The 23,164-nt window shown below is 73.9% G+C and carries 21 protein-coding genes; 8 read left to right on the top strand and 13 right to left on the bottom strand.

Annotated features, from left to right (window positions below; all coding sequences use genetic code 11):
• Positions 1-15 precede the first annotated feature (15 nt).
• The 8 genes from ctaD to ACGF13_RS10045 form a co-directional block, all read right to left on the bottom strand.
• Entirely contained in the window at positions 16-1,695 is a 1,680-nt protein-coding gene (gene ctaD, locus ACGF13_RS10080; protein WP_392871669.1) for a cytochrome c oxidase subunit I, read from the bottom strand.
• 314 nt (positions 1,696-2,009) lie between these two features.
• A complete protein-coding gene (locus tag ACGF13_RS10075; protein ID WP_392871299.1) occupies positions 2,010-2,882 on the bottom strand; it encodes a virginiamycin B lyase in 873 nt (290 codons plus the stop codon).
• Between the two features lie 59 nt (positions 2,883-2,941).
• Positions 2,942-4,042, bottom strand: a complete 1,101-nt coding sequence (locus tag ACGF13_RS10070) for an AI-2E family transporter (RefSeq protein ID WP_392871297.1) — start codon at positions 4,040-4,042, stop codon at positions 2,942-2,944.
• A gap of 106 nt (positions 4,043-4,148) precedes the next feature.
• Complete coding sequence (locus tag ACGF13_RS10065) at positions 4,149-4,364, bottom strand: hypothetical protein (protein WP_392871294.1); 216 nt, start codon at positions 4,362-4,364, stop codon at positions 4,149-4,151.
• Complete coding sequence (locus tag ACGF13_RS10060) at positions 4,361-5,065, bottom strand: glycerophosphodiester phosphodiesterase (protein WP_392871291.1); 705 nt, start codon at positions 5,063-5,065, stop codon at positions 4,361-4,363. Before ACGF13_RS10060 ends, ACGF13_RS10065 begins: the two co-directional genes overlap by 4 nt.
• Complete coding sequence (locus tag ACGF13_RS10055; protein WP_392871288.1) at positions 5,062-5,520, bottom strand: hypothetical protein; 459 nt, start codon at positions 5,518-5,520, stop codon at positions 5,062-5,064. Before ACGF13_RS10055 ends, ACGF13_RS10060 begins: the two co-directional genes overlap by 4 nt.
• 124 nt (positions 5,521-5,644) lie before the next feature.
• Complete coding sequence (locus ACGF13_RS10050; RefSeq protein ID WP_392871285.1) at positions 5,645-6,061, bottom strand: molybdopterin-binding protein; 417 nt, start codon at positions 6,059-6,061, stop codon at positions 5,645-5,647.
• A 91-nt stretch (positions 6,062-6,152) separates the two neighbouring features.
• Entirely contained in the window at positions 6,153-7,337 is a 1,185-nt protein-coding gene (locus tag ACGF13_RS10045; RefSeq protein ID WP_392871282.1) for an ROK family transcriptional regulator, read from the bottom strand.
• A 106-nt stretch (positions 7,338-7,443) separates the two neighbouring features.
• On the opposite strand from ACGF13_RS10045, the gene ACGF13_RS10040 reads away from it, so the two are divergent.
• From ACGF13_RS10040 to ACGF13_RS10005, 8 genes are all read left to right on the top strand, one after another.
• A complete protein-coding gene (locus ACGF13_RS10040; RefSeq protein WP_392871279.1) occupies positions 7,444-8,682 on the top strand; it encodes an MFS transporter in 1,239 nt (412 codons plus the stop codon).
• Positions 8,683-8,826: 144 nt separating this feature from the next.
• Positions 8,827-9,606, top strand: a complete 780-nt coding sequence (locus tag ACGF13_RS10035; protein ID WP_392871276.1) for a dienelactone hydrolase family protein — start codon at positions 8,827-8,829, stop codon at positions 9,604-9,606.
• A gap of 17 nt (positions 9,607-9,623) precedes the next feature.
• Positions 9,624-10,184, top strand: coding sequence for an RICIN domain-containing protein (locus tag ACGF13_RS10030; protein WP_392871273.1), 561 nt, complete (start codon positions 9,624-9,626; stop codon positions 10,182-10,184).
• A gap of 48 nt (positions 10,185-10,232) precedes the next feature.
• Positions 10,233-10,976, top strand: a complete 744-nt coding sequence (locus ACGF13_RS10025; protein WP_392871270.1) for a TVP38/TMEM64 family protein — start codon at positions 10,233-10,235, stop codon at positions 10,974-10,976.
• An 81-nt stretch (positions 10,977-11,057) separates the two neighbouring features.
• Positions 11,058-11,573, top strand: a complete 516-nt coding sequence (locus ACGF13_RS10020; RefSeq protein ID WP_392871267.1) for a DinB family protein — start codon at positions 11,058-11,060, stop codon at positions 11,571-11,573.
• A 282-nt stretch (positions 11,574-11,855) separates the two neighbouring features.
• Positions 11,856-12,248 (top strand): cell division protein SepF, encoded by a 393-nt coding sequence (locus ACGF13_RS10015; RefSeq protein ID WP_392871264.1) that lies wholly within the window; start codon positions 11,856-11,858, stop codon positions 12,246-12,248.
• A gap of 170 nt (positions 12,249-12,418) precedes the next feature.
• The gene (locus tag ACGF13_RS10010) at positions 12,419-13,036 is read left to right on the top strand and encodes a TetR/AcrR family transcriptional regulator (RefSeq protein ID WP_392871261.1); all 618 of its coding nucleotides are present in this window, start codon (positions 12,419-12,421) and stop codon (positions 13,034-13,036) included.
• 73 nt (positions 13,037-13,109) lie between these two features.
• Positions 13,110-14,681 carry an MFS transporter gene (locus ACGF13_RS10005; RefSeq protein WP_392871258.1) on the top strand — a complete coding sequence of 524 codons (1,572 nt, stop codon included), beginning with the start codon at positions 13,110-13,112 and terminating at the stop codon, positions 14,679-14,681.
• Positions 14,682-14,765: 84 nt separating this feature from the next.
• Here ACGF13_RS10005 and ACGF13_RS10000 read toward each other — a convergent pair whose 3' ends face one another.
• The 5 genes from ACGF13_RS10000 to ACGF13_RS09980 all read right to left on the bottom strand — a co-directional run bounded on the left by ACGF13_RS10000 (position 14,766) and on the right by ACGF13_RS09980 (position 23,159).
• Positions 14,766-17,246: a SpoIIE family protein phosphatase gene (locus ACGF13_RS10000; protein WP_392871255.1), complete on the bottom strand. Its 2,481-nt coding sequence runs from the start codon at positions 17,244-17,246 to the stop codon at positions 14,766-14,768.
• A 146-nt stretch (positions 17,247-17,392) separates the two neighbouring features.
• Complete coding sequence (locus tag ACGF13_RS09995; RefSeq protein ID WP_392871252.1) at positions 17,393-18,013, bottom strand: TetR/AcrR family transcriptional regulator; 621 nt, start codon at positions 18,011-18,013, stop codon at positions 17,393-17,395.
• Positions 18,014-18,126: 113 nt separating this feature from the next.
• Positions 18,127-19,725, bottom strand: coding sequence for a 4-coumarate--CoA ligase family protein (locus tag ACGF13_RS09990; protein WP_392871249.1), 1,599 nt, complete (start codon positions 19,723-19,725; stop codon positions 18,127-18,129).
• Between the two features lie 277 nt (positions 19,726-20,002).
• A complete protein-coding gene (locus ACGF13_RS09985; protein WP_392871246.1) occupies positions 20,003-21,175 on the bottom strand; it encodes an acyl-CoA dehydrogenase family protein in 1,173 nt (390 codons plus the stop codon).
• Between the two features lie 13 nt (positions 21,176-21,188).
• The gene (locus ACGF13_RS09980) at positions 21,189-23,159 is read right to left on the bottom strand and encodes an acetyl/propionyl/methylcrotonyl-CoA carboxylase subunit alpha (RefSeq protein ID WP_392871243.1); all 1,971 of its coding nucleotides are present in this window, start codon (positions 23,157-23,159) and stop codon (positions 21,189-21,191) included.
• Between the last annotated feature and the right edge of the window lie 5 nt (positions 23,160-23,164).

The following is a 23,164-nucleotide window of genomic DNA, read 5'->3' as shown; positions in this document are numbered from 1 at the left end:
GTTCGGGGGGCGGGATCAGCCGCCCTCGGTGGGCCCGGCGTCCGGGTCCTTGGTGGCGACGGCGGCGGCCGCCCGGTCCGCCCGGCTCAGCGGCCGGTCGTACTTCGCCGGCTCCACGTCACCCAGGTGCGTGGCGGGCTTGCCGCTGTTCTCCAGGATGTCCCGGGCCGCGATGTCCGGGTGGTGGAGGTCGAAGGCCGGGGATTCGGAGCGGATCCGCGGCAGCTTGACGAAGTTGTGCCGCGGCGGCGGGCAGGAGGTGGCCCACTCCAGCGAGCGGCCCCAGCCCCACGGGTCGTCCTCGGTGACCTTCTCGCCGTACTTGGCGGTCTTCCAGACGTTGTAGAGGAACGGCAGGATCGACAGGCCGAGCAGGAACGAGCCGATGGTCGAGACGGTGTTCAGGGTGGTGAAGCCGTCCGAGGCCAGGTAGTCGGCGTAGCGGCGCGGCATGCCCTCCACGCCCAGCCAGTGCTGGACCAGGAAGGTGGCGTTGAAGCCGATGGTCAGCGTCCAGAAGGTGATCCGGCCGAGCCGCTCGTCGAGCTTCTTGCCGGTCATCTTCGGCCACCAGAAGTGGAAGCCCGCGAACATCGCGTAGACCACGGTGCCGAACAGCGTGTAGTGGAAGTGCGCGACCACGAAGTACGAGTCGGAGACGTGGAAGTCGATCGGCGGGGCCGCGAGCAGCACGCCGGTCAGGCCGCCGAACAGGAAGGTGACCAGGAAGCCGACCGTCCAGAGCATCGGGGTCTCGAAGCTCAGTGAGCCCTTCCACATGGTGCCGACCCAGTTGAAGAACTTCACCCCGGTCGGGACGGCGATCAGGAAGGTCATGAAGGAGAAGAACGGCAGCAGGACCTGTCCTGTGACGTACATGTGGTGCGCCCACACCGTCACCGACAGGCCCGCGATGGCCACCGTCGCGGCGATCAGGCCGGCGTAGCCGAACATCGGCTTGCGGCTGAACACCGGTATGACCTCGGAGACGATCCCGAAGAACGGCAGCGCCAGGATGTACACCTCGGGATGCCCGAAGAACCAGAACAGGTGCTGCCAGAGCATCGCCCCGCCGTTGGCCGGGTCGAAGACGTGGGAGCCGAACTTGCGGTCGCACTCCAGCGCCAGCAGCGCGGCGGCCAGCACCGGGAAGACCAGCAGCACCAGCACCGAGGTGAGCAGCACGTTCCAGCAGAAGATGGACATCCGGAACATGGTCATTCCGGGCGCGCGCATGCAGATGATGGTGGTGATGAAGTTGACGGCGCCGAAGATGCTGCCGAAGCCGGACAGCGTCACGCCCATGATCCACATGTCGGCGCCGACGCCGGGCGAGTGGATCGCGTCGGACAGCGGCGCGTAGAGGAACCAGCCGAAGTCGGCGGCGCCCTGCGGGGTCGCGAAGCCGGCCGCGGCGATCAGCGAGCCGAACATGAACAGCCAGTACGACAGCATGTTCAGCCGCGGGAAGGCGACGTCCGGGGCGCCGATCTGGAGCGGCATGATCCAGTTGGCGAAGCCGGTGAACAGCGGCATGGCGAACAGCAGCAGCATCACCGAGCCGTGCATGGTGAACGCCTGGTTGAACTGCTCGTTGGAGAGGATCTGCGTTCCGGGCCGTGCGAGTTCGGCGCGCATGACCAGGGCGAGGATGCCGCCGATCAGGAAGAACGCGAACGATGACACCAGGTACATGGTGCCGATCGTCTTGTGGTCGGTGGTGGTCAGCAGCCTGACCAGGGCCGAGCCGGGCCTCCTGGCCCTGACCGTCCCCGCGGGGATGGCCGTTGGCGGTGAGGTGGGGTCGCCCTGTGCCTGGGTGGCGCTCAAGGACGCACTCCTTCGGAACGTCGTGCGAATGGATGGCGATCCATGATCCGAATTCGCCGCCTCCGCACCCCAGGGCCCTTCGGCCCGCCCGCCCGGGGCCGCTGGGCCCGAGTTCCCGGGCCCCGACCGGGACCTCCCGACCGGGCGACCGGGACCTCCTGACCGGCCGTCGGGCGCTGCTACGGCGTCAGCCGGGCGATCTGCCCGCGCTCCAGCGCCGCGTACACCGTGCCGTCCGGGGCGACGGCGATGCCGTGCGGCTCGGCGCGCTCGCCGGAGATCGGGTACCCGTCCGGTCGGCCGTCCGGCGTGAGCACCCCGATCCGCCCGGCGCCCCACTCGGTGAACCAGAGCCGGCCGTCCGGCCCGGCCGCGATCGCGTGCGGCCTGGCCGAGCGGTCGGCCAGCGGGTACTCCGTCACCTCCCCGTCGACGGCGATCCGCCCGACCAGCCCGCCGCCGATCCCGACGTACCAGAGCGCCCCGTCCGCCCCGGCGGCGATCCCGACCGGCGCGGTGCCCCCGGTGGGCAGCCGGTGGACGGTCACCTCGCCGTCCGCGGCGACCCTCGCCACCGCGTCCGCCTGGTGGAGCGTGCACCACAGGGCGCCGTCCGGCCCGGCCGTGATCAGCGAGGGGAAGGCCCCCTCGACCGGCAGCGGGTACTCCGTCACCTCGCCGTCGACGGTGATCCGCCCGACCTGGTTCGCGTTCGACTCGGTGAACCAGAGCGCCCCGTCGGGCCCCGCGGCGATCCCGTACGGCCCGGCGTCCGCCGTCGGCAGCGCGAAGGACGCCGTCGCCCCGCCCGCGTCGATCCGCCCGATCCGGTGGTCCCGCAACCGGCTGAACCACATCGCCCCGTCCGGCCCCGCCGCGATCACCGCCGGCCCGCACCCGGCCGCCCCGAGCCCGAACCGCTCCACCGCCCCGTCGGGAGCCAGCCGTCCGATCTCCCCGCCGTGCACCAGGGTGAACCAGACACCCCCGTCGGCCCCCACCGCCACCCCGTACGGCCCGGCCCCCGCCCCGGCCACCTCGATCAGCTCCATGAACGCCCCCTCAAGCACTATTGCGACTTGTTTCGCATTAGTGATGATCACACGGCGACTCACGGCCCGGCAAGCGACTTCCCCGCCCGCTCCCGGTCGCCCCGCAGCACGGTGACGACACCCATGCCGGCGGCGCAGACCGGGACGGCGAGCAGGGCGCCGATGATGCCGGCGATGCCGGCGCCGGCCACCACGGCGACCATGATGGTGGCCGGGTGCAGCTCGACCGTGCGGCTCTGGATGACGGGCTGGAGGATGTTGCCCTCGATCAACTGCACCGCGAGCACCACGCCGAGCGCCCACAGGGCCGTACCGAGGCCACCGTTGGCGAGGGCCACGAGCACCGCCGCCGTGCCGGACAGGAACGCGCCGACGAAGGGGATGTAGGCGCCCATGAAGACCAGCGCGCCGAGCCCCGGCGCACCCGGCACGCCGAGGGCGACCAGGCCGATGGTGATGAAGCTCGCGTCGATCAGGGCGATCAGGGTGGTGCCGCGCATGAACCCGGCCATCGCCTCGAAGGCCCGCTCCGCGCAGGCGATCACGGTGGTGGCGCTGCGCTCCGGCAGGTAGGCGCGGATGGCGTCGCCGGTGCGGTGCCCGTCCCGGAGGAAGAAGAACACCAGGGCGAGCGCCAGCACCCCGCCGGTGATCACCTGGGTGAGCAGGCCGAGCCCGGAGAGCACCCCGTTGGTGAGGGTGGAGATCAGCGAGTTGGTCTCGCCCCTGGCGTTGCTCAGCGCGTGCTCGATCTTCGCCCCGAAGGGTCCGAGCCAGCCGGCCAGCCGCCGCCCGGCCGCCGGGAGCGAGGAGGCGATCTGCGGGGCGCTGTGCACCAGGGAGTTGACCAGCAGCGCGATCACCCCGCCGACCGCGGCCACCAGCACCGCGCAGGTCAGCCCGGCGGCCAGGCTCCGTCCGACGCCCCGGCGCACCAGCCAGGGCACCACCGGGTGGAGCAGCGAGGCCCCGAGCAGGGCCAGGATGAACGGCACGGTGGCCGCCCGCAGTTCGACCAGCGCGAAGACCACCAGCGAGGCGACGGCGATCAGCAGGATCACCGCCAGCGACCAGGCCGCCGCCTGCCGCAGCGCGGGCGGCAGCATCAGGTACGGCCTGCGGTGGTCCGGCCGCGGCTCCTCGCCGGGCGCACGCTCCACGGGCACGGCCACCTCCGCCGGGGGTCGTCGACGTTTCCGAACCGCCCCAGCTCAGCAGAGGTTCCGACGGCCCGCGCGGCGGATCGGCCGGGAGCACCCGAACGAGCTACCCGGGTTCCCCGAACCGCACGGACCCACCGTCGCCCGCCCCCGCGAAGGCCGGCACCCGCTCCACCCCGGCCTCCGCCGCCCGCCGATCGGCCCGACGGCCGCCGAGGTGGTGGACCGGCGCGGCCGGCGCCAGGTCGGTGCTGGCGAGCAGGTGCCGGCGGGCCGGCAGGGCCCGGCCGAGCGCCCGCCGCCCGAGGAGCGGTTCGGTCACCGGCGGCCGTCCAGCACCGAGCGCAGCACGCCGATCCGGTTGGAGGTGATGGAGGCGACGCCGGTGTCGCGCAGTCGGCGCATGGTGCGGCGCAGGTCGGCGGTCCAGGTGGACACGGCGAGCCCCTCGCCCGCCGCGGCGGCGGTGAAGTCGGGGGTGACCAGGCCGAACGGCGGGTTGAGGTAGCGCGGGCGCAGGTCGTCCAGCAGGGCGCGCACGGGCATCCGGGGCTGCTTCCAGGTGAGCGCGATCTCGGCGTCGGGGCTCAGTTCGCGCACCGCGAGCATGGCGGTGGTGGGGCCGCAGAAGGCGACGGCCCGTTCGGCGCCGAGGCCGGCGACCACCTCCCAGGTGGCCGCGGCCGGCCCGGCGTCGTCCAGGTCGATCAGCAGCCGGCGGCCCTCGACGGCGGCCACCGCCTTGACCGCCTCGGCGAGGGTGGGGACGGCGAGCGGGCCCTGGCGCAGCTCCTCCAGCTGTTCGGCGGTGACCCGGTCGATCGACCGCGGGTCGCCCCAGAGCCGGCCCAGGGTACGGTCGTGCAGCAGCACGGGCACCCGGTCGCGGGTGAGCTGGACGTCCACCTCGACGGCGTCGGCCCCGGCGGCGAGCGCGGACTCGACGGAGGGCAGGGTGTTCTCGCGGAAGCGGAACGGGTCGCCGCGGTGGGCGACGGCGAGCGGCTTGGCTGCGGTGTTCATCGAATCCTTCCGGCGAGCCAGGGAGTGAGGTCGCGGACGCCGACGTCCTCGCGGTGGCTCGGCTCCCCGGGGACGGTGACGATCAGCGTGGTGGACGGCGGGAACGTGCGCGCCCTGACGTGCACCAGGTCGGACCAGACGGCGTTCAGGAAGCCGGGGACGCGGTCGCGGTCGACGTCGAAGGCGATGCCCTCGACGGTGACGGTGACCTCGTCGTGGGTGAACAGCCGGACGGTGACGGCGGGGCTGCCGTCGAACTCCAGCAGCGCCTCGTGCGGGATGGCGCCGCAGGCCCCGTCGAGTTCGTCGCCCGGGCCGTCCGGGCCGACCAGCCCGGCGAAGGTCCGGTCGCGGCCGATGTCGTGCTGGGCGCGGACGGTGCGGCCGTGCCGGGCGGCCACGGCCTCGATCGCGAGCACGGCGCTCTGGGTGGTCGGCAGGTGCGGGGGTGGCATCCGGGCCTCTCGTTCGGTTCCGGGACTCGTGACGGGACTCGTGACGGGGGTCCTGCGGCGAGTCCTGCGGGGACTCGTGCGGGACTCCTGCGGCGACTCGGTGCGACGGCTCCTGCGGGGAGCGTCAGCGCCGTTCGATCATCACATTGGTGGACTTGATGACCGCCGTGGCGGGCGCGCCGGGCACCAGGTTCAGCTCCTCCGCCGACTCCCGGCTGATCAGCGACACCACCCGGAACGGCCCGGCCTGGATCTCCACCTGCGCGGCCACGTCACCGAGCACCACGTCGGTGACGATCCCCGGGAAGCGGTTGCGGGCCGAGGACGGCCGGCCCTCCGTCTCGGCGTTCTCCGGCCGCGCCAGCTCCCGGGCGAAGGCGGCGAGCTCGGCCCCCGGGATGATCCGGTGCCCGTTCTCGTCCCGCGCGGCGGCGACCCGCCCGGCGTCCACCCAGCGCCGCATGGTGTCGGCGCTGACGCCGAGCAGCGCCGCGGCCTCGCCGATGCGGTACGGGTTGGCCGGCGCCTCGGGCTGGCCCATGTGCGTCTCCTGACGGTGGTTCGGGATCGGGAGGCGTGCGCCCCCGCGCCATCCTGCCGTACCGGCGGCACGGACGGTCACGCGAGGGCCGTCACGGCTCGCCGAAGAGGTCGCGCCGCACCGCGTCGCCGGCGGTGAGCACCGCGCCGGCGAGCACCGCGCCGCCGCCCGCCGTACCGGCCCGCACCTCGGTGCTCAGCGGGGAGAGCAGGGCCAGCCGCCGTTCGACCCGGCCGGCCAGCTCCGGCCCGCCGGCCCGGCCGACCTCGCCGCCGAGCACCACGCAGCCGGGGTCCAGCACCACGCAGACGCTCGCCGCGCCGAGTGCGATCCGCTCGGCCAGCTCGTCCAGGAAGCCCTCGCCCGCCGGGCCTGCCGCCAGGGCGGCCCGTACGGCGGCCTCGGCGGCGGAGGCGTCCCCGGCCCGGTCGGCGGGCAGTCCGTGGGCGCGGGCCAGCGCGCAGATCGCGGCGCTGCCGACCAGGCCGTGGAAGCCGCCCTCGCAGCTGTCGGCGCTGGGCAGGCCGACGGTGCCGGGGACGGGCAGGAAACAGATCTCGCCGGTGCCGCCGGAGAAGCCCCGGCGCAGCCGGCCGTCCAGGATCACGGCGGCGCCGACGCTGTGGCCGAGCCAGATCAGCACGAAGGTGTCGCGGTCGCGCGCGGCGCCGACCCGGTACTCGGCGCGCCCGGCCAGGTTGACCTCGTTCTCCGGGATCACCTCGGTGCCGGGCAGCTCCTGCAGCGCGGCGAGGAGTTCGGCGTGCCAGCCGGGGAGCTTGCCGGTGCTCTGCAGCCGCCCGGTGGCCGGGTCGACCAGTCCGGGGGCGCCGACCGCGACGGTGTGCAGCCGTTCGACGCCGACGCCGTGGGCGGTCTCCAGCAGGGTGGCGACGATCGTCCCGGCGGTGTCCGGCCCGCCGTCCCCGTCGACCGGGACCTCGGCGGTGGCCAGGCTGCGCCCGGCCAGGTCGGCGACGACCAGGCTGACGCCGCCGGAGCGGACGTCGACGGCGGCGAGGTGCGCCCGGGAGGCGACCAGCGCGTAGAGCCGGGCGTTGGGGCCGCGCCGTTGTTCTCCGCGCTCACCGACGACGGCCACCAGGCCGGTGCGCTGGAGGCGTTCGAGCAGGTCGGCGACGGTCGGCCGGGACAGGCCGGTGAGGTCGCGCAGCTCGGTCGCGGTGAGGGGCCCCTGTTCGAGCAGGAGGTTGAGCGCCAGCCGGTCGTTGATCGCCCGGGCGGTGCTCGGCGTGGCCGTACGCGCGGTGGTCATGGCAGATCATCCTTCCAGAGCCTTTCTATCAGGATCCCTCCCTGATAATTTATCGACCGTCAAGGGCACTGTCGCGCCCGCGCCGCGCGACCGGGAGGGACACCGCATGACCGGGACCACCACACCACCACCGCCGGAGCCGATGACCGCACCGCGCCGGGCCCGGGCGAGCATCGCCCTGGTCTTCTGCGTGCACGGGGCCGTCACCGGCAGCTTCGTCACCCGCATCCCCTGGATCCAGAACCACCTCCACCTCTCGGCCGGCCAGCTCGGACTGGCCCTGGTCATGCCCGCCATCGGCTCCTCCCTCGCCATGCCGCTGGCCGGCCGCTTCGTCCACCGCTACGGCGGCCGGGCCGCGGTGCGCGGACTGCTCTCGCTCTGGTGCCTCGCCCTCGCCCTGCCCGCGCTCGCCCCCTCGCTGCCGGCGCTGTGCGTGGCGCTGCTGGCGTACGGCGCCACCTCGGGGATGGCGGACGTGGCGATGAACGCCCAGGGCGTGGAGATCGAGGAGCGGCTCGGCCGCTCGATCATGTCCGGCCTGCACGGGATGTGGAGCGCGGGCGGTCTACTGGCCTCCCCCTTCGGCATCCTCGCCGCCCACCTGGACCTCGACGCCCGGCTCCAACTGGCCGTCACCGCGGCGGTCCTGCTCGTCCTCGCCCAGGCCGTCTGCCGCGGCCTGCCGGACATCCGGGCGCACGAGGGCGCGGAGGAGCCGCCGCGGTTCGCCCTGCCGCCGCGCAGCTCGCTGGTGATCGGGCTGGTCGGCTTCTGCGCGGTCTTCGCCGAGGGAGCCTCGATGGACTGGAGCGGCGTCTACCTGCGGGACGTCACCGGCGCCTCGGCCACGGTCGCCGCCGCCTCGTACACCGCCTTCTCGCTCACCATGGCGGTCAGCCGACTCGCCGGGGACGCGGTGATCCGCCGCCTCGGCGCCGTCCGCACCACCCGCATCGGCGGCGCCGTCGCCACCGCCGGCGGCCTGCTGGTGGTCGCCGCCGACAGCCCGGCCCTGGCCATCCCCGGCTTCGGCCTGATCGGCATCGGCATCGCGGTGATCGTCCCGCTCGCCTTCGCCGCGGCCGGCCGGATCGGCACCAATCCCAGCCAGGCGATCGCCGGCGTCGCCACCGTCACCTACACCTCCGGCCTGATCGCCCCCGCGGTCATCGGCACCCTCGCCCAGGCCACCTCGCTGACCGTCTCCTTCGGGCTGGTCACCGCGCTCGCCTGCGCCCTGCTGCTGAGCGCCGGGGCGCTGCGGCTGGCCGAGCGGAATTCCGGCCACGAAAGCACCCCCGGAAAAACGCCGCCGGCAAAAGCGGGCCCGGTGAAAACGTGACCACACCGTCACCGGAAAAGCCTTCCGGAAAAGATCTCCACGCGATATGATGGTGAATTTCCGAGGAAATTCCCGGCTAAGGTCTCGAACCGCCGGGCGCAGCCGCGCCCGGCGGTTCTTCGTGTTCCGCGAGAGGGATTCCCCGTGTGCTACGACCCGGACGCCGCCCCGCCCGCCTTCGCACCCGCCCCGTGGCCGCTGGCCGAGGCCGCCCCACTGGTCCTGACCTCGGCCGACGGCACCCGCTTCGGCGCCTTCCTGGCCCGCCCGGAGATCGCCACCGGGCCGGGCGTACTCGTCCTGCCGGACAACAAGGGCCTTTCCGCGTTCTACCGGCAGACCGCCGCCCGACTCGCCGAACAGGGCCACCCGGCGCTCGTCCTCGACTACTACGGCCGCACCGCCGGCGCATTCCCGGAAAAGCGCCCGGCGGAATTCGGCGAACTGCCGAACCTGCTCCCCCACCTGCTCGCGCTCACCCCCGACGGGCTGGACGCCGACATCACCGCCGCCCTGGCCCGGCTGCGCGCCGTCGGGCCCGCCGAGGTGGTCGCGCTCGGCTTCTGCTTCGGCGGCCGGCAGGCCTTCCGCACCGCCGCGCCGCGCTTCGGCCTGGCCGGCGCCGTCGGCTACTACGGCTACCCGGACGCCATCAACGGCGCCCCGGGGCCCACCCAGCTGGCCGGGGAGCTGACCGCCCCGATCCTCGCCTTCTGGGGCGGTGCCGACGAGCACATCCCGGCGGACACCGTCGCGGCCTTCGACGCGGCCCTCACCACCGCCGGCTGCCCGCACGAGTTCGTCAAATATCCACGCGCACCGCACAACTTCTTCGAACTCTCCGCTGTCGAACACGCCGACGCGGCCAGGGACTCCTGGCAACGCCTGCTGGGATTCCTCGCCCGGCCGCGTCAGGTGCACTGACCACGGAGGTCGAACAGATGCCCCTCAGAGCCCGTCTCTCCACCGCCGCCGCCGTCCTCGCCACCGCGGCGGTGGCCCTCACCGCCCCGCCCGCCACCGCGTCCACCGCCACCTCTGCCTCCACCACCGCCGACTTCGGGCCCGCCGAGATCCGCACCGGGATGTACGCCGGGCCGAACGACCTCTGCCTGGAGGTCGCCGACTGGCGCACCGACAACGGCGCCCCGGTCCGGATCTGGACCTGCACCGGCGGCGACAACCAGAAGTGGACCCAGACCGCCCAGGGCTGGATCAACCTGCACAGCGGCAAGTGCCTGGAGATCGCCGCCTTCAGCAAGGTCCCGGGCACCCAGGCCAGCCAGTGGAGCTGCAACGGAGGCCGCAACCAGCAGTGGAGCGACCCGCCGGCCAGCCACCCCGGCACCCCGCGCCGGATCGTGAACGCCAACAGCGCCCTGGTCCTCGACGTCTCCGGCGGCGTCATCGACAACGGCACCCCGGTGATCCAGTGGCAGTACCTCTCGGGCGCCTACAACCAGTACTGGCACTACAACCCGGAGAAGAGCCCGTACAGCTGAGCCGGGACCCGGCGCGGGCGGGGCCCGGGCACCGGTTAGGCTCGGGCGGTGTTCGAGCCCGATGCCGTTCCCGCGCCGCCCGTCGTGGCCCTTCCCGCGCCGCCCGTCGCGCCGCCGGCGCCCGCCGCCGTCCAGTCGCGTTCGCCCTGGTGGCGGTTCGCCCTGCTGGTGGCGGTGCTCGCGGCGGCCGCCGGGTCGCTGCTGCTGTGGAGCCCGACGGAGTTGCTGTCCGGCGGGCTGTCGGAGCGGATGCCGGGGTACTGGTTCGGCCCGCTGTTCGCCCTGGTCTACGCGGTGGGGACACTCGCCTTCGTGCCCCGGCCGGCGCTCAACGCGGCGGCCGGGCTGCTGCTCGGCATCCAGCAGGGCGTGCTGCTGGCGGTGCTCGGCACCACGGTGGGCGCCGCCCTGGCCTTCGTGCTCGGGCGGGGCCTGGGCCGCGAGGCGCTGCGCCCGTACCTGCGCGGCAAGGTACTCGGGACGCTGGACCGGCGGTTCACCGAGCAGGGCTTCCGCAGCGTGCTGGTGCTGCGGCTGCTGCCGGGCATGCCGTTCCAGGCCGCCAACTACGGCGCGGCCTTCTCCGGCGTCCGCTTCCTGCCCTTCGTGCTGGCCACCGCGATCGGCGTGGTGCCGACCACCGCGGTGTACGTCACGGCGGCGGCCAGCGCGGGCCGGCCGGGCTCGGCGGCCTTCCTGCTGTCGGCCGGGGTGATCGCGCTGCTGGTGCTGGGCAGCGTGGTCGGCCTGTGGCGGACGGCCCGCACCCGCCGCCAAGCGACGGCGGGCTGAACCCGGCACAAGCAAGCCACCATGCCCCCGCGGCGCAAAATCGTTCGCGCCCGGGCACGGCCGGACGCCAGGATGGCGCACATGACCGAAACGGACCCGCGGGTGGACCCGCCGACGACGGCCGACGAGGCCGCCACCCTGACCGCCTTCCTCGACTACCACCGCGACACCCTCGCGCTGAAGTGCGAGGGCCTGACCGACGACCAGCTGCGGCTGCGCTCCGTCCCGCCGTCCAACCTCTCGCTGCTGGGCCTGGTCCGGCACATGGCCGAGGTGGAGCAGTACTGGTTCCAGTCCGTCCTGCTCGGGCGGGAGATCACCAACGGCCACTTCTGGACACAGGAGAACGAGGACGGCGACTTCGACGACGTCGACACCGCCGACGTCGCGGCCGACTTCGCCACCTGGCGCGCCGAGGTCGAGGCCGCCCGCGGCGCCGCCGCCGGCCTGCCGCTGGACACCGTCGGCAAGAAGCCGCGCCGGGGCGAGCCGGTGACGCTGCGCTGGATGCTCACCCACATGATCGAGGAGTACGCGCGACACAACGGCCACGCGGATCTTCTGCGCGAATTGATCGACGGTGCGACCGGCGAGTGACGCCGCGGGTGAAATCGTTTCCGCATTGTTGACAGAAGGTCAATTACGCCGTGACGGCGACCGATAAGGTCAACGCGCGCAACCGTACGACGCTGCGCCGCGTCAGTGGGAGTGCCCGGGTTCGCCCGGGTTTCCGGCGCGGCACGACTCGTACGGGGGTTGCGAGCGGGCACGGGACCGGTGAACAGTGCGATACTCGGACAGTTCCGACGAGTGGATGACGTGTCAAGAACGGCACGCGACCCCGGGGGACCAGGACGGGACGAGGCAGGGAGGCGCGGCATGGGAGCACTTCGCGACGAGCACCACAACGGGTGGCTGATGCCCTCGGGGAACTACCCGGCCGCGGTGTACGACGACGAGTGGGTCGATCAGGAGACGGTTCCGGCCGTCCCCGCGCCCGCGAAGATCGTCTCCCTGCGGCCGACGGGCTTCGAGGCGGCCCGAACGGTCGGTGAGCACATCCGGGCGAGCACCCCGGTGGTCATGGACCTCACCGAGATGGCGGAGGCCGAGGCCAAGCGCATGGTCGACTTCGCCTCCGGGCTGATCTTCGGCACCAGGGGCGGCATCGAACGAATCGCCAAGCGGGTGTTCCTGCTCACCCCGGCCGACGTCGAGGTCATGGTGATCGACCGCCCGATGGACGACACCGGCTTCTACAACCAGAGCTGAGCCGCCGCAACAGGGCCGAGCAGAGCCGCGACGGCGACACCCCGGAACCGGGGACGGTACACCCACCGTCCCCGGTTTTTTGCTGCCCGGACACCGATCCCCCACGCCTCAGCTGAGAGCCGGAAATCAATAGTGAGACATCCATGTCTCACATGAACTAAACTCGGCTCATGGCCACCGATCGCGACACCGTCCTGGAAGCCGCCGTCGGCGTGCTCTCCCGCCGCCCGACCGCCCACCTGGACGAGATCGCGCGCGCCGCCGGCATCAGCCGCGCCACGCTGCACCGGCTCTTCCCGGGGCGCGACGCGCTGATCCGCGAGATCGGCCTGCTCGGACTGCGCCGGTTCGCCACCGCGCTGGACACCGCCGAGGTCGAGCAGGGTGACGCCGAGGCCGCGCTGCGCCGCCTGGTGGACGCCTCCGTCCCGGACGCCACACTCTGCGCCTTCCTGGCCGGCGAGAACCAGCTCTACGAGCACGACGACATCAACGACCTCTGGGAGGTCCAGATCGCCCGGCTGCACGCGCTCTTCCTGCGCGGCCAGCAGCAGGGCGTGTTCCGCATCGAGCTGAGCGCCGCCTGGCTGAGCGAGGCCTTCTTCGACCTGGTGGCCGGAGTCGGCTGGGCCATCCAGGACGGCCGGCTCGCCCCGCGCGACGCCGCCTTCTCGCTCGCCGAGCTGTTCCTCGGCGGCGCGCTGCGCAGACCGGACGCCTGCGCTCCCGCCGCCACCTCCCCCACCCACAGCACCGCCGACCACAGGCCGGACACCGATAAACCATGAGTGAGCGAAGCGAGCGAATCATCAAGAGGCGCGCATTGTGCGAAGCGCCTGCCGAGCGAAGCGAGGTGGGAGCGTGAACACCCTGACCGCCCGCCAGCGCTGGACCGGCCTCGCCGTCCTCGTCCTGGCCGTGACCGTGGTCGCCCTGGACGCGACCGTCCTCTCCCTCGCCATCCCGTCGATCAGCGAGACGCTGCGCCCCAGCGGCACCCAGCTGCTCTGGATCGGCGACTCCTACTCCTTCGTCCTGGCCGGCCTGCTGGTCAGCATGGGCGCCCTGAGCGACCGGATCGGCCGCAAGAAGCTGCTGCTGGCCGGGTCCGCCGCGTTCGGCGCCGCCTCGCTGCTGGCCGCGTACGCGCCGAGTGCCGGTTGGCTGATCCTGGCCCGCGCGCTGCTCGGCGTGGCCGGGGCGACGATCATGCCCTCCACCCTCTCGCTGATCCGCGGGCTCTTCCCGGACGACCGGGAGCGGGCCACCGCGATCGGCATCTGGGGTGCGGCGGCCACCGCCGGCGCCGCCCTCGGGCCGGTGGTCGGCGGGGTGCTGCTGGAGCACTTCTGGTGGGGCTCGGTGTTCCTGATGAACATCCCGGTGCTGATCCTGCTGCTGGTGTCCGGCGCCTGGCTGCTGCCGGAGTCCAAGGACCCGAAGCCGGGCCGCTGGGACGTGCTGAGCGTGTTCCTGTCGATGGCCGGTGTGATCGGCGTGGTGTACGCGGTCAAGGAGGCCGCCGCACACGGCGTGGACCGCTGGGACGTGCCGGTCGCCTTCGTGCTGGGCGCCGCCGCGCTGTTCGCCTTCGTCCGCCGCCAGCTGCGGCTGGAGACCCCGCTGCTCGACGTCCGGCTGTTCCGCGACCGGCGGTTCACCGCGGCCGTCTCGGCCTCGCTGATCTCCCTGGTCGGACTCTCCGGCGTGATCTTCGTGGTCTCCCAGTACCTCCAGCTGGTCCGCGGCTACCAGCCGCTCCAGGCCGGCCTGGCCGAGCTGCCGGCCTTCGCCGGCTCGGTGGCCGGCGGACTGCTGACCGCCGCGATCGCCCGGCGCTTCGGCGCCCGCAAGGCGCTGACGGCCTGTCTGCTGGCGATGGGTCTGGGCGTGGGCGCGCTCGGCTGGCTGTCGCAGGACACCACCTACCTGCTGCTGGCCGCCTCCTTCCTGCTGGTCGGAACGGCCGAGGGCGTCGTCTACACGCTCGGCGCCGACCTGGTACTGAGCGCCGCGCCCGCCGACAAGGCCGGCGCCGCCTCGGCGGTCTCGGAGACGGCGTACGAGCTGGGCACCGCGCTCGGCATCGCACTGGTGGGCTCGGTGGTCGGCTCGATGTACGCGAGCGGTCTGGTCGTCCCGGCCGGGACGGACCCGGCGGCCGCCGCCCGGGCCGGCGAGTCGCTGGGCTCGGCCGTCGAGACGGCCCAGGGCCTGTCGCCGGAGCTCGCCCAGCCGCTGCTGGCGAGTGCCCGGGAGTCCTTCGTCCACGGCATGAACAGCGCCGGACTGCTGGCCGCCGCGCTGCTGGTCGGTGCGGCCGTGATGGCCTGGCGGCTGCTGCGCGGGCTCTCCGAGCGGCGGGCCGGGGCGGAGACCGGCGCGGAGGGCACGGTCGACGCGTCGGCCGTCCAGCCGAAGGTCGACGCGTAGCGACCCGCAAGGGCGCCCGAGAACGGATGAGAACGGCCGTTTCCCCCTGGGGAACGGCCGTTCTCATCCGCGGAACGGTCGTTCCTACGAGGCCCCGAAGGGCAGCTCCAGCTCCGCCCAGACCACCTTGCCGTCCCGGGTGAGCCGGCTGCCCCAGCGCTGGGCCAGCTCGCTGACCAGGAACATCCCGCGCCCGCCCTCGTCCTGCTCGGCGAACGGGCGCAGCTGCGGGGTCTGGCCGCCGGCGTCGGAGACCTCCACGGTGAGCACCCGGTCGCGGAACAGTCTCAGCCGGCGCGGGGCGTCCGCGTGCAGCAGGGCGTTCGTGACCAGCTCGCTGACCAGCAGTTCGGCGTAGTCGGTGAGCGCGGACAGGCCCCAGGCCTCGAGGGTGGCGCGGGTGAAGCGGCGGGCCCTGCCGGGCAGCCGGCCGCCGCCGGACAGCGGCAGGCTGGCGATCCGGTCGGCGGGCAGCGGCAGCACCCGGGCCATGATCATCGCGATGTCGTCCTCAGTGCCGTCGGTGACCAGCGCGGCGAGGACGGCGTCGCAGCTCTCCTCCAGGGTCCGGCCGGGGCCGGCCAGGGTGCGGGCGAGCTGGTCGATCCCGGCGTCCAGGTCCTGGCCGCGCCGCTCGACCAGGCCGTCGGTGTAGAGGGTGACCATGCCGCCCTCGGGGATGGTGAACTCGATCGACTCGAAGGCCACCCCGCCGACGCCCAGCGGCACCCCGGGCGGCACGTCCACCCGGGTGGCGGTGCCGTCGGGGGCGACCCGGACCGGCGGCAGGTGTCCGGCCGAGGCGACCTGGACGGTGCGCTCCAGCGGGTCGTACACCGCGCAGATGCAGGTGGCGAACTGGCCCTCGCCGATTCCCGAGGCGGTCTCGTCCAGTCGGGTGAGGACCTGCTCGGGCGGCATGTCGAGGGTGGCGAGGGTCCGGGCGACGGTGCGCAGCTGGCCCATCGTGGCGGCGGCCCGGATGCCGTGGCCCATCACGTCGCCGACCACCAGGGCGACCCGCCCGCAGGACAGCGGCACCACGTCGAACCAGTCGCCGCCGACCTCGCTGACCACGCTGCTGGGCAGGTAGCGGTAGGCGATCTCCAGGCCGAGGGTGCGGTGCACCTCCTGCGGCAGCAGGCTGCGCTGGAGGGTCAGGGCGGTCTCCCGCTCGCGGCGGTAGAGCCGGGCGTTGTCGAGCGCCAGCGCGGTGCGGGCGACCAGTTCCTCGGCGAGGGCGACGTCGGCGGCGGTGAACGGCTGGGGGTTGCGCATCCGGATGAACTCGGAGCCGCCGAGCACCATGCCCCGGGCGGTGATCGGCACCATCAGGTACGAGTGGATGCCGGCCGCCATGCCGGGGGCCACCCGGTCCTCGCTGGCCACCAGTCCGCGCAGCGCCTCCTCGTCCACGCGGGCGCGCAGCAGCGGTTTCCCGCTGCGCAGGCACTGGACGTAGCTGCGGTCGGGGGCGTACTCGGAGGTCTCGCCGATCACGTCCACGGCGTGCGCGAGGCCGGTCTCGTAGGACTCCCCGACGGCGACGGCGCGCAGCGTGATGTTGCGGTCGGAGGGGATCGCGGTGGGCTCGGCGCCGCGCAGCACCGGCTCCAGCAGGTCGACGGTGGCGAAGTCGGCGAACCGGGGGACGACGGCCTCGATCAGCTCCTCGGCGGTGCGCTGGAGGTCGAGGGTGGTGCCGATCCGGGCGGTCGCCTCGGCGATCATGGCGAGCCGTTCCTGGGCGCGGGCGGCGCGGGCCTCGGCCTGGAAGCGCTCGGTGACGTCGATGATCGAGGAGCAGACGCCGAAGATCCGGCCGGTGGAGTCCTGCAGCCGGAAGTAGGAGGCGGACCAGGCGTGGTCCCGCTTGGGGTCGCCGGGGACCCTGCCGTGCGAGCGGGCGTCCAGGGCGGGCTTGCCGGTCTTGAGCACCTGGCGCATGATCTGCTCGATCTCGGCGCTGTTGATGCCGGGCAGCACCACGGGTATCCGGCGGCCGAGGTGGGCGGCGACCGGTACCCCGTTCATCCGGGCGAGTGCCTCGTTGATCCGGACGTAGCGCAGCTCGGTGTCGTAGACGGCCATGCCGATCGGCGAGCGGTCGAAGATGCCGTCGAGCACCGCGAGGTCGGCCTCGACGGCGTGCAGGGCGCGGGTGTCGGAGGCGGTGGCGAGCAGCAGCAGGGTGCCGGCCGGGCCGGCGATCGGGTAGGTGCGGAACTCCAGGTCGACCTTGTGGCCGTCGCGGTGGCGGACCGGGAAGACGCCGGACCAGCCGGTGCCGCTCATGATCCGCTGGAAGAGTTCGAGCACCTCGGAGCGGTCGGACTCGTCGGTGAGCAGCTGGGCGGCGTAGCTGCCGACGGCCTCCTCGGCGGTGTATCCCAGGAGGGTCTCGGCGTCCTCGCTCCAGTGCAGGATCAGTCCGTCGCCCTGGAGCAGCGCCGTCGCGAACGGGACGAGCCGGTGGCCTTCGGGGTGCGCGCCCTCGGGGCGGCCCGGGGTACCGCCCGGTGCCGGGTCGGCGGCGTCGGCAGCGTCCCACTCGTGTCCGTGCATGATCAGGCAGCACCCCGGTTCGGCTCGTGCCCGGCCGGTTGGGCCTCGCGGTCCGTGCCGGCCGGGTTCTTCTCCAGACTGCACGGACATCGGCCGCCCGGCGACCCCTTGGTCAGGGGCCTCCGGCCGCTCCGGGTGTACGGGCGTCATGGGCGTACCGGCCGCAGCGTACTCTCCAGAACGCCCGCCCACTGCCGGATCACTCCGGAACGTCGGTGGCTGTCGTCGGTGAGCAGGTTGGCGAGGCCCAGTCCGCGGGCGAGGTCCAGCGTGGCCTGCACCGATTCGCGGACGCCGGGGCGGCTCTCGTCGGCGTCCAGGAACTCCACGGCGGCCCGGTGGGCCTCGCGGCCGACGTGTCCCTCCAGGGCGATGATCCGCTCACGCAGCGACTCCTCGGTGGCGGCGGCGGTCCACAGGTGCAGGGCGGCGCGGAACTGCGGGCCGGTGTAGAGGCGCACGATCATGTCGACGACGGCGCGGGTGCGGTCCGGTCCGGCGGCCGGCAGCTCGTCCGCGTGGGCGCGGACGGCGGCCAGCCGCTCGGCGGTGACGTGCTCGACGGCCGCGGTGACGAGGTCCTCGCGGGTCGGGAAGTGGTGCTGGGCCGCGCCCCGGGAGACCCCGGCCCGCTCGGCGACGACGGCGACGGTGGAGCCGTGCCAGCCGAGCTCGGCCAGGCAGTCCACGGCCGCCGCCAGCAGCCGGGCCCTGGTCGCTCGGCTGCGGTCCTGCTGCGGGGTGCGGGCGGCGGGGTGGCTGGTCATGGCGGCGGGCGGTTCCTGTTCCGGTCGGGGCGCGGCGGCTCCCGGTCGGGGCGCGGCAGGAAGATCCTCACAGACGGGCGCGGGTCCGCGGCCGCCGGGGCGCCCGGGGCCGGTCAGCGGACGGCGGTGCGGGCGGCCTCGCGGGCGCGCAGTTCGCGCCGGAGGATCTTGCCGGCCGCGGACTTGGGGACGGTGTCCACGAACTCCACGACGCGGACCTTCTTGTACGGGGCGACCTGCCCGGCGACGTACCCGGTGACCTCGTCCTCGGTGAGGGTGCTGCCGGGGGCGCGGACCACGAAGGCCTTGGGGCACTCGGTGCCCTCGGCGTCCCGGACGCCGATCACGGCGGCGTCGGTGATCTGCGGGTGGCCGAGCAGGACGGCCTCCAGCTCGGCGGGGGCGACCTGGTAGCCCTTGTACTTGATCAGTTCCTTGACCCGGTCGACGATGTGCAGGTAGCCGCGCCCGTCCACGAAGCCGACGTCGCCGGTGTGCAGCCAGCCCTCGGCGTCGACCACGGCGGCGGTCTCGCAGGGGCGGCCGAGGTAGCCCTTCATCACCTGGGGGCCGCGGATCAGCAGCTCGCCGCGCTCGTCGGGCCCGAGGTCGCCGTCGGAGCCGTCCAGGGCGGCGATCCGCAGCTCGGTGGAGGGGAGCATCCGGCCGACGGAGCCGGGCGAGGGGTCGCCCTCGCGCGGGGAGACGACGTGGGTGACCGGGGAGAGTTCGGTCATGCCGTAGCCCTGGAGCAGGTGCGGCAGGCCCAGGCGCCGGGCGCAGGCGTCGGCGAGTTCGCGGTCGAGCGGGGCGGCGGCGCACAGCAGGTACTCGACCGAGGAGAGGTCGTACTGGTCGACGATCGGGTGCCGGGCGAGCGCGATGGCGATCGGCGGGGCCACCACCAGGGCCTGCACCCGCTGCTCCTGGACGGTGCGGCAGAACTGCTCCAGGTCGAAGCGGGGCAGCACGACGACGGTGGCGCCGCAGCGCAGCGGCTGGTTGAGCAGCGCGGCCTGGCCGTAGATGTGGAAGAACGGCAGGACGGCGAGCACCCGTTCGCCCTCGGCGGGGTGGTAGAGGGCGTCGCACTGGGCGAGGTTGGTGGCGATCGAGCGGTGGGTGAGCATGACGCCCTTGGGCAGGCCGGTGGTGCCGCTGGAGTACGGCAGCACGGCGATGTCCTCGCCCGGGTCGACGGCGACCTCGGGGACGGGGGCGGTGGTGGTCAGCAGGTCGGTGAGCGAGCGGTGGCCCTCGGCGCCGTCCAGGACGACGATCTCGGCCAGCGGGCGGCCCTGTTCGGCGAGGAGTTCGGCGGCCGCACGGGCGGTCGGCAGGAAGGCGGAGACGGTGACCAGCCAGCGGGCGCCGCTGTCGCTCAGCTGGCCGGCGAGGTCGGTGGGCGTGGCGAAGGAGGAGACCGTGGTGATGGTGGCGCCGGCCCTGCTCGCGCCGTAGTAGGCGATCGGGTAGGCGGTCGAGTTGGGGCTGAAGAGGGCGACGACGTCACCGCGGCGGACGCCTGTGTCGGCCAGCCCGGCGGCCATCCGCTCGACGGTGATGGCGAGTTGGGCGTACGTGACGATGTCGCCGGTGACGCCGTCGATCAGGGCCGGGCGGTCGCCGTACCTCGCCGCGGCGCCGAGCACCGCTTCGTGGATCGGCAGGTCGACCACCGGAACGTCGGGGAACTCGCTGCGGAACACCAAGGTGAGCCTCCAGTAAGGAAGTTGACGTAGCAACAAAACCGGCGAGCAGTTCCGTGCGGGGCGCGTTCAGGAGCATACGGACAGTCGGGGGTCCGGCTCGGCCATTGTGGGGAACCCGTGCGGGACCTCGTGTGGCGCGGGTTGCTCCCGGGGGGCGCCCGACGCGGCGGTGTGCACCGTGGCCGTGCGCCCCTGGACCTCCCCCGACCACGGGCGGTCGCACCGGTCACCCGGACCGGTGCGCGGGTGTCCGCATGTCCGTTCGCGACGTCGGGGCTCAGTACGACTTGGGCAGCCCCAGGGTGTGCTGTGCCACGTAGTTGAGCACCATCTCCCGGCTGACCGGGGCGACCCTGCCGACCCTGGTGGCGGCCAGCAGCGCGCCCAGCCCGTACTCCTGGGTCAGGCCGTTGCCGCCGAGGGTCTGCACGGCCTGGTCGACGGTCCGGGCGGCGGCCTCGCCGGCGGCGTACTTGGCCATGTTGGCGGCCTCCCCGGCGGCGAGGTCCTCGCCGGCGTCGTAGAGCAGCCCGGCCTTCTGGGTCATCAGCCGGGCCAGCTCGATCTCCACCGCGCACTGGGCCAGCGGGTGGGCCAGGCCCTGGTGGGCGCCGATCGGGGTGGACCAGACGGTGCGGGTCTTCGCGTACTCGACGGCCTTGCCGAGGGCCTGGCGGGCGAGGCCGAGCGAGAACGCGGCGGTGAGGACGCGCTCGGGGTTGAGGCCGGCGAACAGCTGGAGCAGGCCCGCGTTCTCGTCGCCGACCAGGGCGTCGGCGGGCAGCCGCACGTCGTCCAGGAAGACCTGGAACTGCTTCTCCGGGGCGACGAGCTCCATCGGGATCGCCCGGTACTCGAAGCCGGGGGTCTCGCGCGGGACGACGAACAGGCAGGGCTTCAGCTTGCCCGTCCGCGCGTCCTCGGTGCGGGCCACGAACAGCACCGCGTCGCAGTGGTCGATGCCGGAGACGAAAACCTTGCGGCCGGTCAGCAGCCAGTCCTCGCCGTCCCGGCGGGCGACGGTGGAGATCCGGTGCGTGTTGGAACCGGCGTCGGGTTCGGTGATGCCGAAGGCCATCCTGCGGCTGCCGTCGGACAGGCCGGGCAGCCAGCGGCGCTTCTGCTCCTCGGTGCCGTAGCGGGCGATCACGGTGCCGCAGATCGCCGGGGAGACGATGAGCAGCAGCAGCGGGCAGCCCGCGGTGCCGAGCTCCTCCAGGACGATGGCGAGGTCGGTGATGCCGCCGCCCCCGCCGCCGTACTCGGCGGGCAGGTTGACGCCGAGGTAGCCGGCCTTGCCGGCCTCCGCCCACAGTTCGTCGGCGGGCTCGCCGGCCCGGGCCTTGGCGAGGTAGTAGGCGGAGCCGTAGCGGCGGCCGAGGTCGCCGACGGCCCGGCGCAGGGCCTGGCGTTCGGGGGTCTCCAGGAGCTGACTGCCGATGGTGGACATGCGGGGTCCTTCCTCAGGCTTCGGTGGGCTGGACGACGGCCAGCAGGGTGCCGGTTTCGACCTGCCGGCCGGGGGCGGCGCGCAGTTCGACGAGGGTGCCGTCGGTCGGGGCGGCGATGCGGTGTTCCATCTTCATCGCCTCCAGCACCAGCAGCGGCTGGCCGGCGGTGACGGTGTCCCCGACGGCGGCGACGACCCGGGCGACGGTGCCGGGCATCGGGGCGAGCAGGGCGCCGGGGTCGGTGCGGACGGTGGGGTCGGGGAAGCGCGGCAGGGCGGTGAGCGCGGCGGAGCCGGCCGGGGTGTCGACGTGCACCCGGTCGCCGTACCGGGTGACGTGGTAGGTGCGGCGGAGCCCGTCCTCGGACAGCACGACCCGGTCCGGCGCGGCCTCGACCAGCTCGACGCCCGGGTGGTCCTCGGCCAGCAGGCCGGCCCGGGTGAGCCGGTAGCGGACGGCCGACTCGGTGCCGTCCTCGGCCCGGTAGCGCTTGAGCTGCGGCTGGGAGGGCAGGTTGCGCCAGCCGGAGGGCAGGGCGCCGCGGCGGCCGGCCGCGTCGGCGAGGGCGGCGGCCAGGGCGGCGCGGTCGGCGCCCTTGGTGTCCGGGGCGGTGAGCTCGGCGGTGTGCTCGGTCAGGAAGCCGGTGTGCAGCTCCGCGGCCAGGAACGCCGGGTGGCGCAGGGCGCGGACCAGCAGTTCCCGGTTGGTGGCGGGGCCGTGGACGCGGGCGCGGGCGAGCGCGTCGGCGAGCCGGCGGGCGGCGGCGGCGCGGGTGGGCGCCCAGGCGATCACCTTGGCGAGCATCGCGTCGTAGTGCGGGGTGATCTCGCTGCCGGCCGCCACGCCGGAGTCCAGCCGCAGTCCGGTGCCCGCTCCGGCTCCGGCTTCTGCTCCGGCTCCGGTACCGGTACCGGTACCGGTGAACTCCTGGTACGGGAGCGTCAGTTCGAGCCGGTGCAGGGTGCCGGTGGCGGGCTGCCAGTCCCTGGCCGGGTCCTCGGCGTAGAGCCGGGCCTCGATCGCGTGCCCGCGGGAGGCCGGAGGCTCGGGCGGCAGCGCGGCGCCCTCGGCGACGGCGAGTTGCAGGGCCACCAGGTCCAGTCCGGTGACGGCCTCGGTGACCGGGTGTTCGACCTGGAGCCGGGTGTTCATCTCCAGGAAGAAGAACCGGCCGTCCTCGGCGAGCAGGAACTCGGCGGTGCCGGCGCCGGTGTAGTCGATCGCCCGGGCCGCGGTGCGGGCCGCCGCGTGCAGTTCGGCGCGGACCCCGGCCGGCAGGCCGGGGGCCGGGGCCTCCTCGATCACCTTCTGGTGGCGCCGCTGGAGCGAGCAGTCGCGGTCGCCGACCGCCCAGACGGTGCCGTGGGCGTCGGCCAGCAGCTGGACCTCGACGTGGCGTCCGGCGGGCAGGTAGCGCTCGCAGAACACCTCGTCCGAGCCGAAGGCCCTGGCCGCCTCGGCCCTGGCGGCCGCCAGCGCGCCGGGGAGGTCGGCCAGGCTCCGCACCACGCGCATGCCGCGCCCGCCGCCGCCCGCCGCGGCCTTGACCAGCAGCGGCAGGTCGGCCTCGGCGGGCTCGGTGAGCGCGCCCAGCACCGGCACCCCGGCCTCGGCCATCAGCCGCTTGGCGGCGGTCTTGGAGCCCATCGCGGCGATCGCGGCCGGCGGCGGGCCGACCCAGACCAGGCCGGCGTCGAGCACCGCCCGGGCGAACTCGGCGCTCTCGGAGAGGAATCCGTACCCGGGGTGGACGGCGTCGGCCCCGGCGGCGAGCGCGGCCCCGACGATCAGGTCGGCGCGCAGGTAGGTGTCGGCGGGCGCGGCGCCGGGCAGCCGGACGGCGGCGTCGGCCTCCCGCACGTGCGGGGCCCCGGCGTCCGGGTCGGAGTGGACGGCGGTGGTCGCGATGCCGAGCTCCCGGCAGGTGCGGAAGACCCGGCGGGCGATCTCACCCCGGTTGGCGACCAGCAGGTTGGTGATCATTGTCT

Source organism: Kitasatospora sp. NPDC048286 (assembly GCF_043201735.1).
Taxonomy (GTDB): domain Bacteria; phylum Actinomycetota; class Actinomycetes; order Streptomycetales; family Streptomycetaceae; genus Kitasatospora.
Note: the sequence above shows the minus strand (reverse complement) of the source record. Positions and strands in the feature narration are given on the sequence as shown.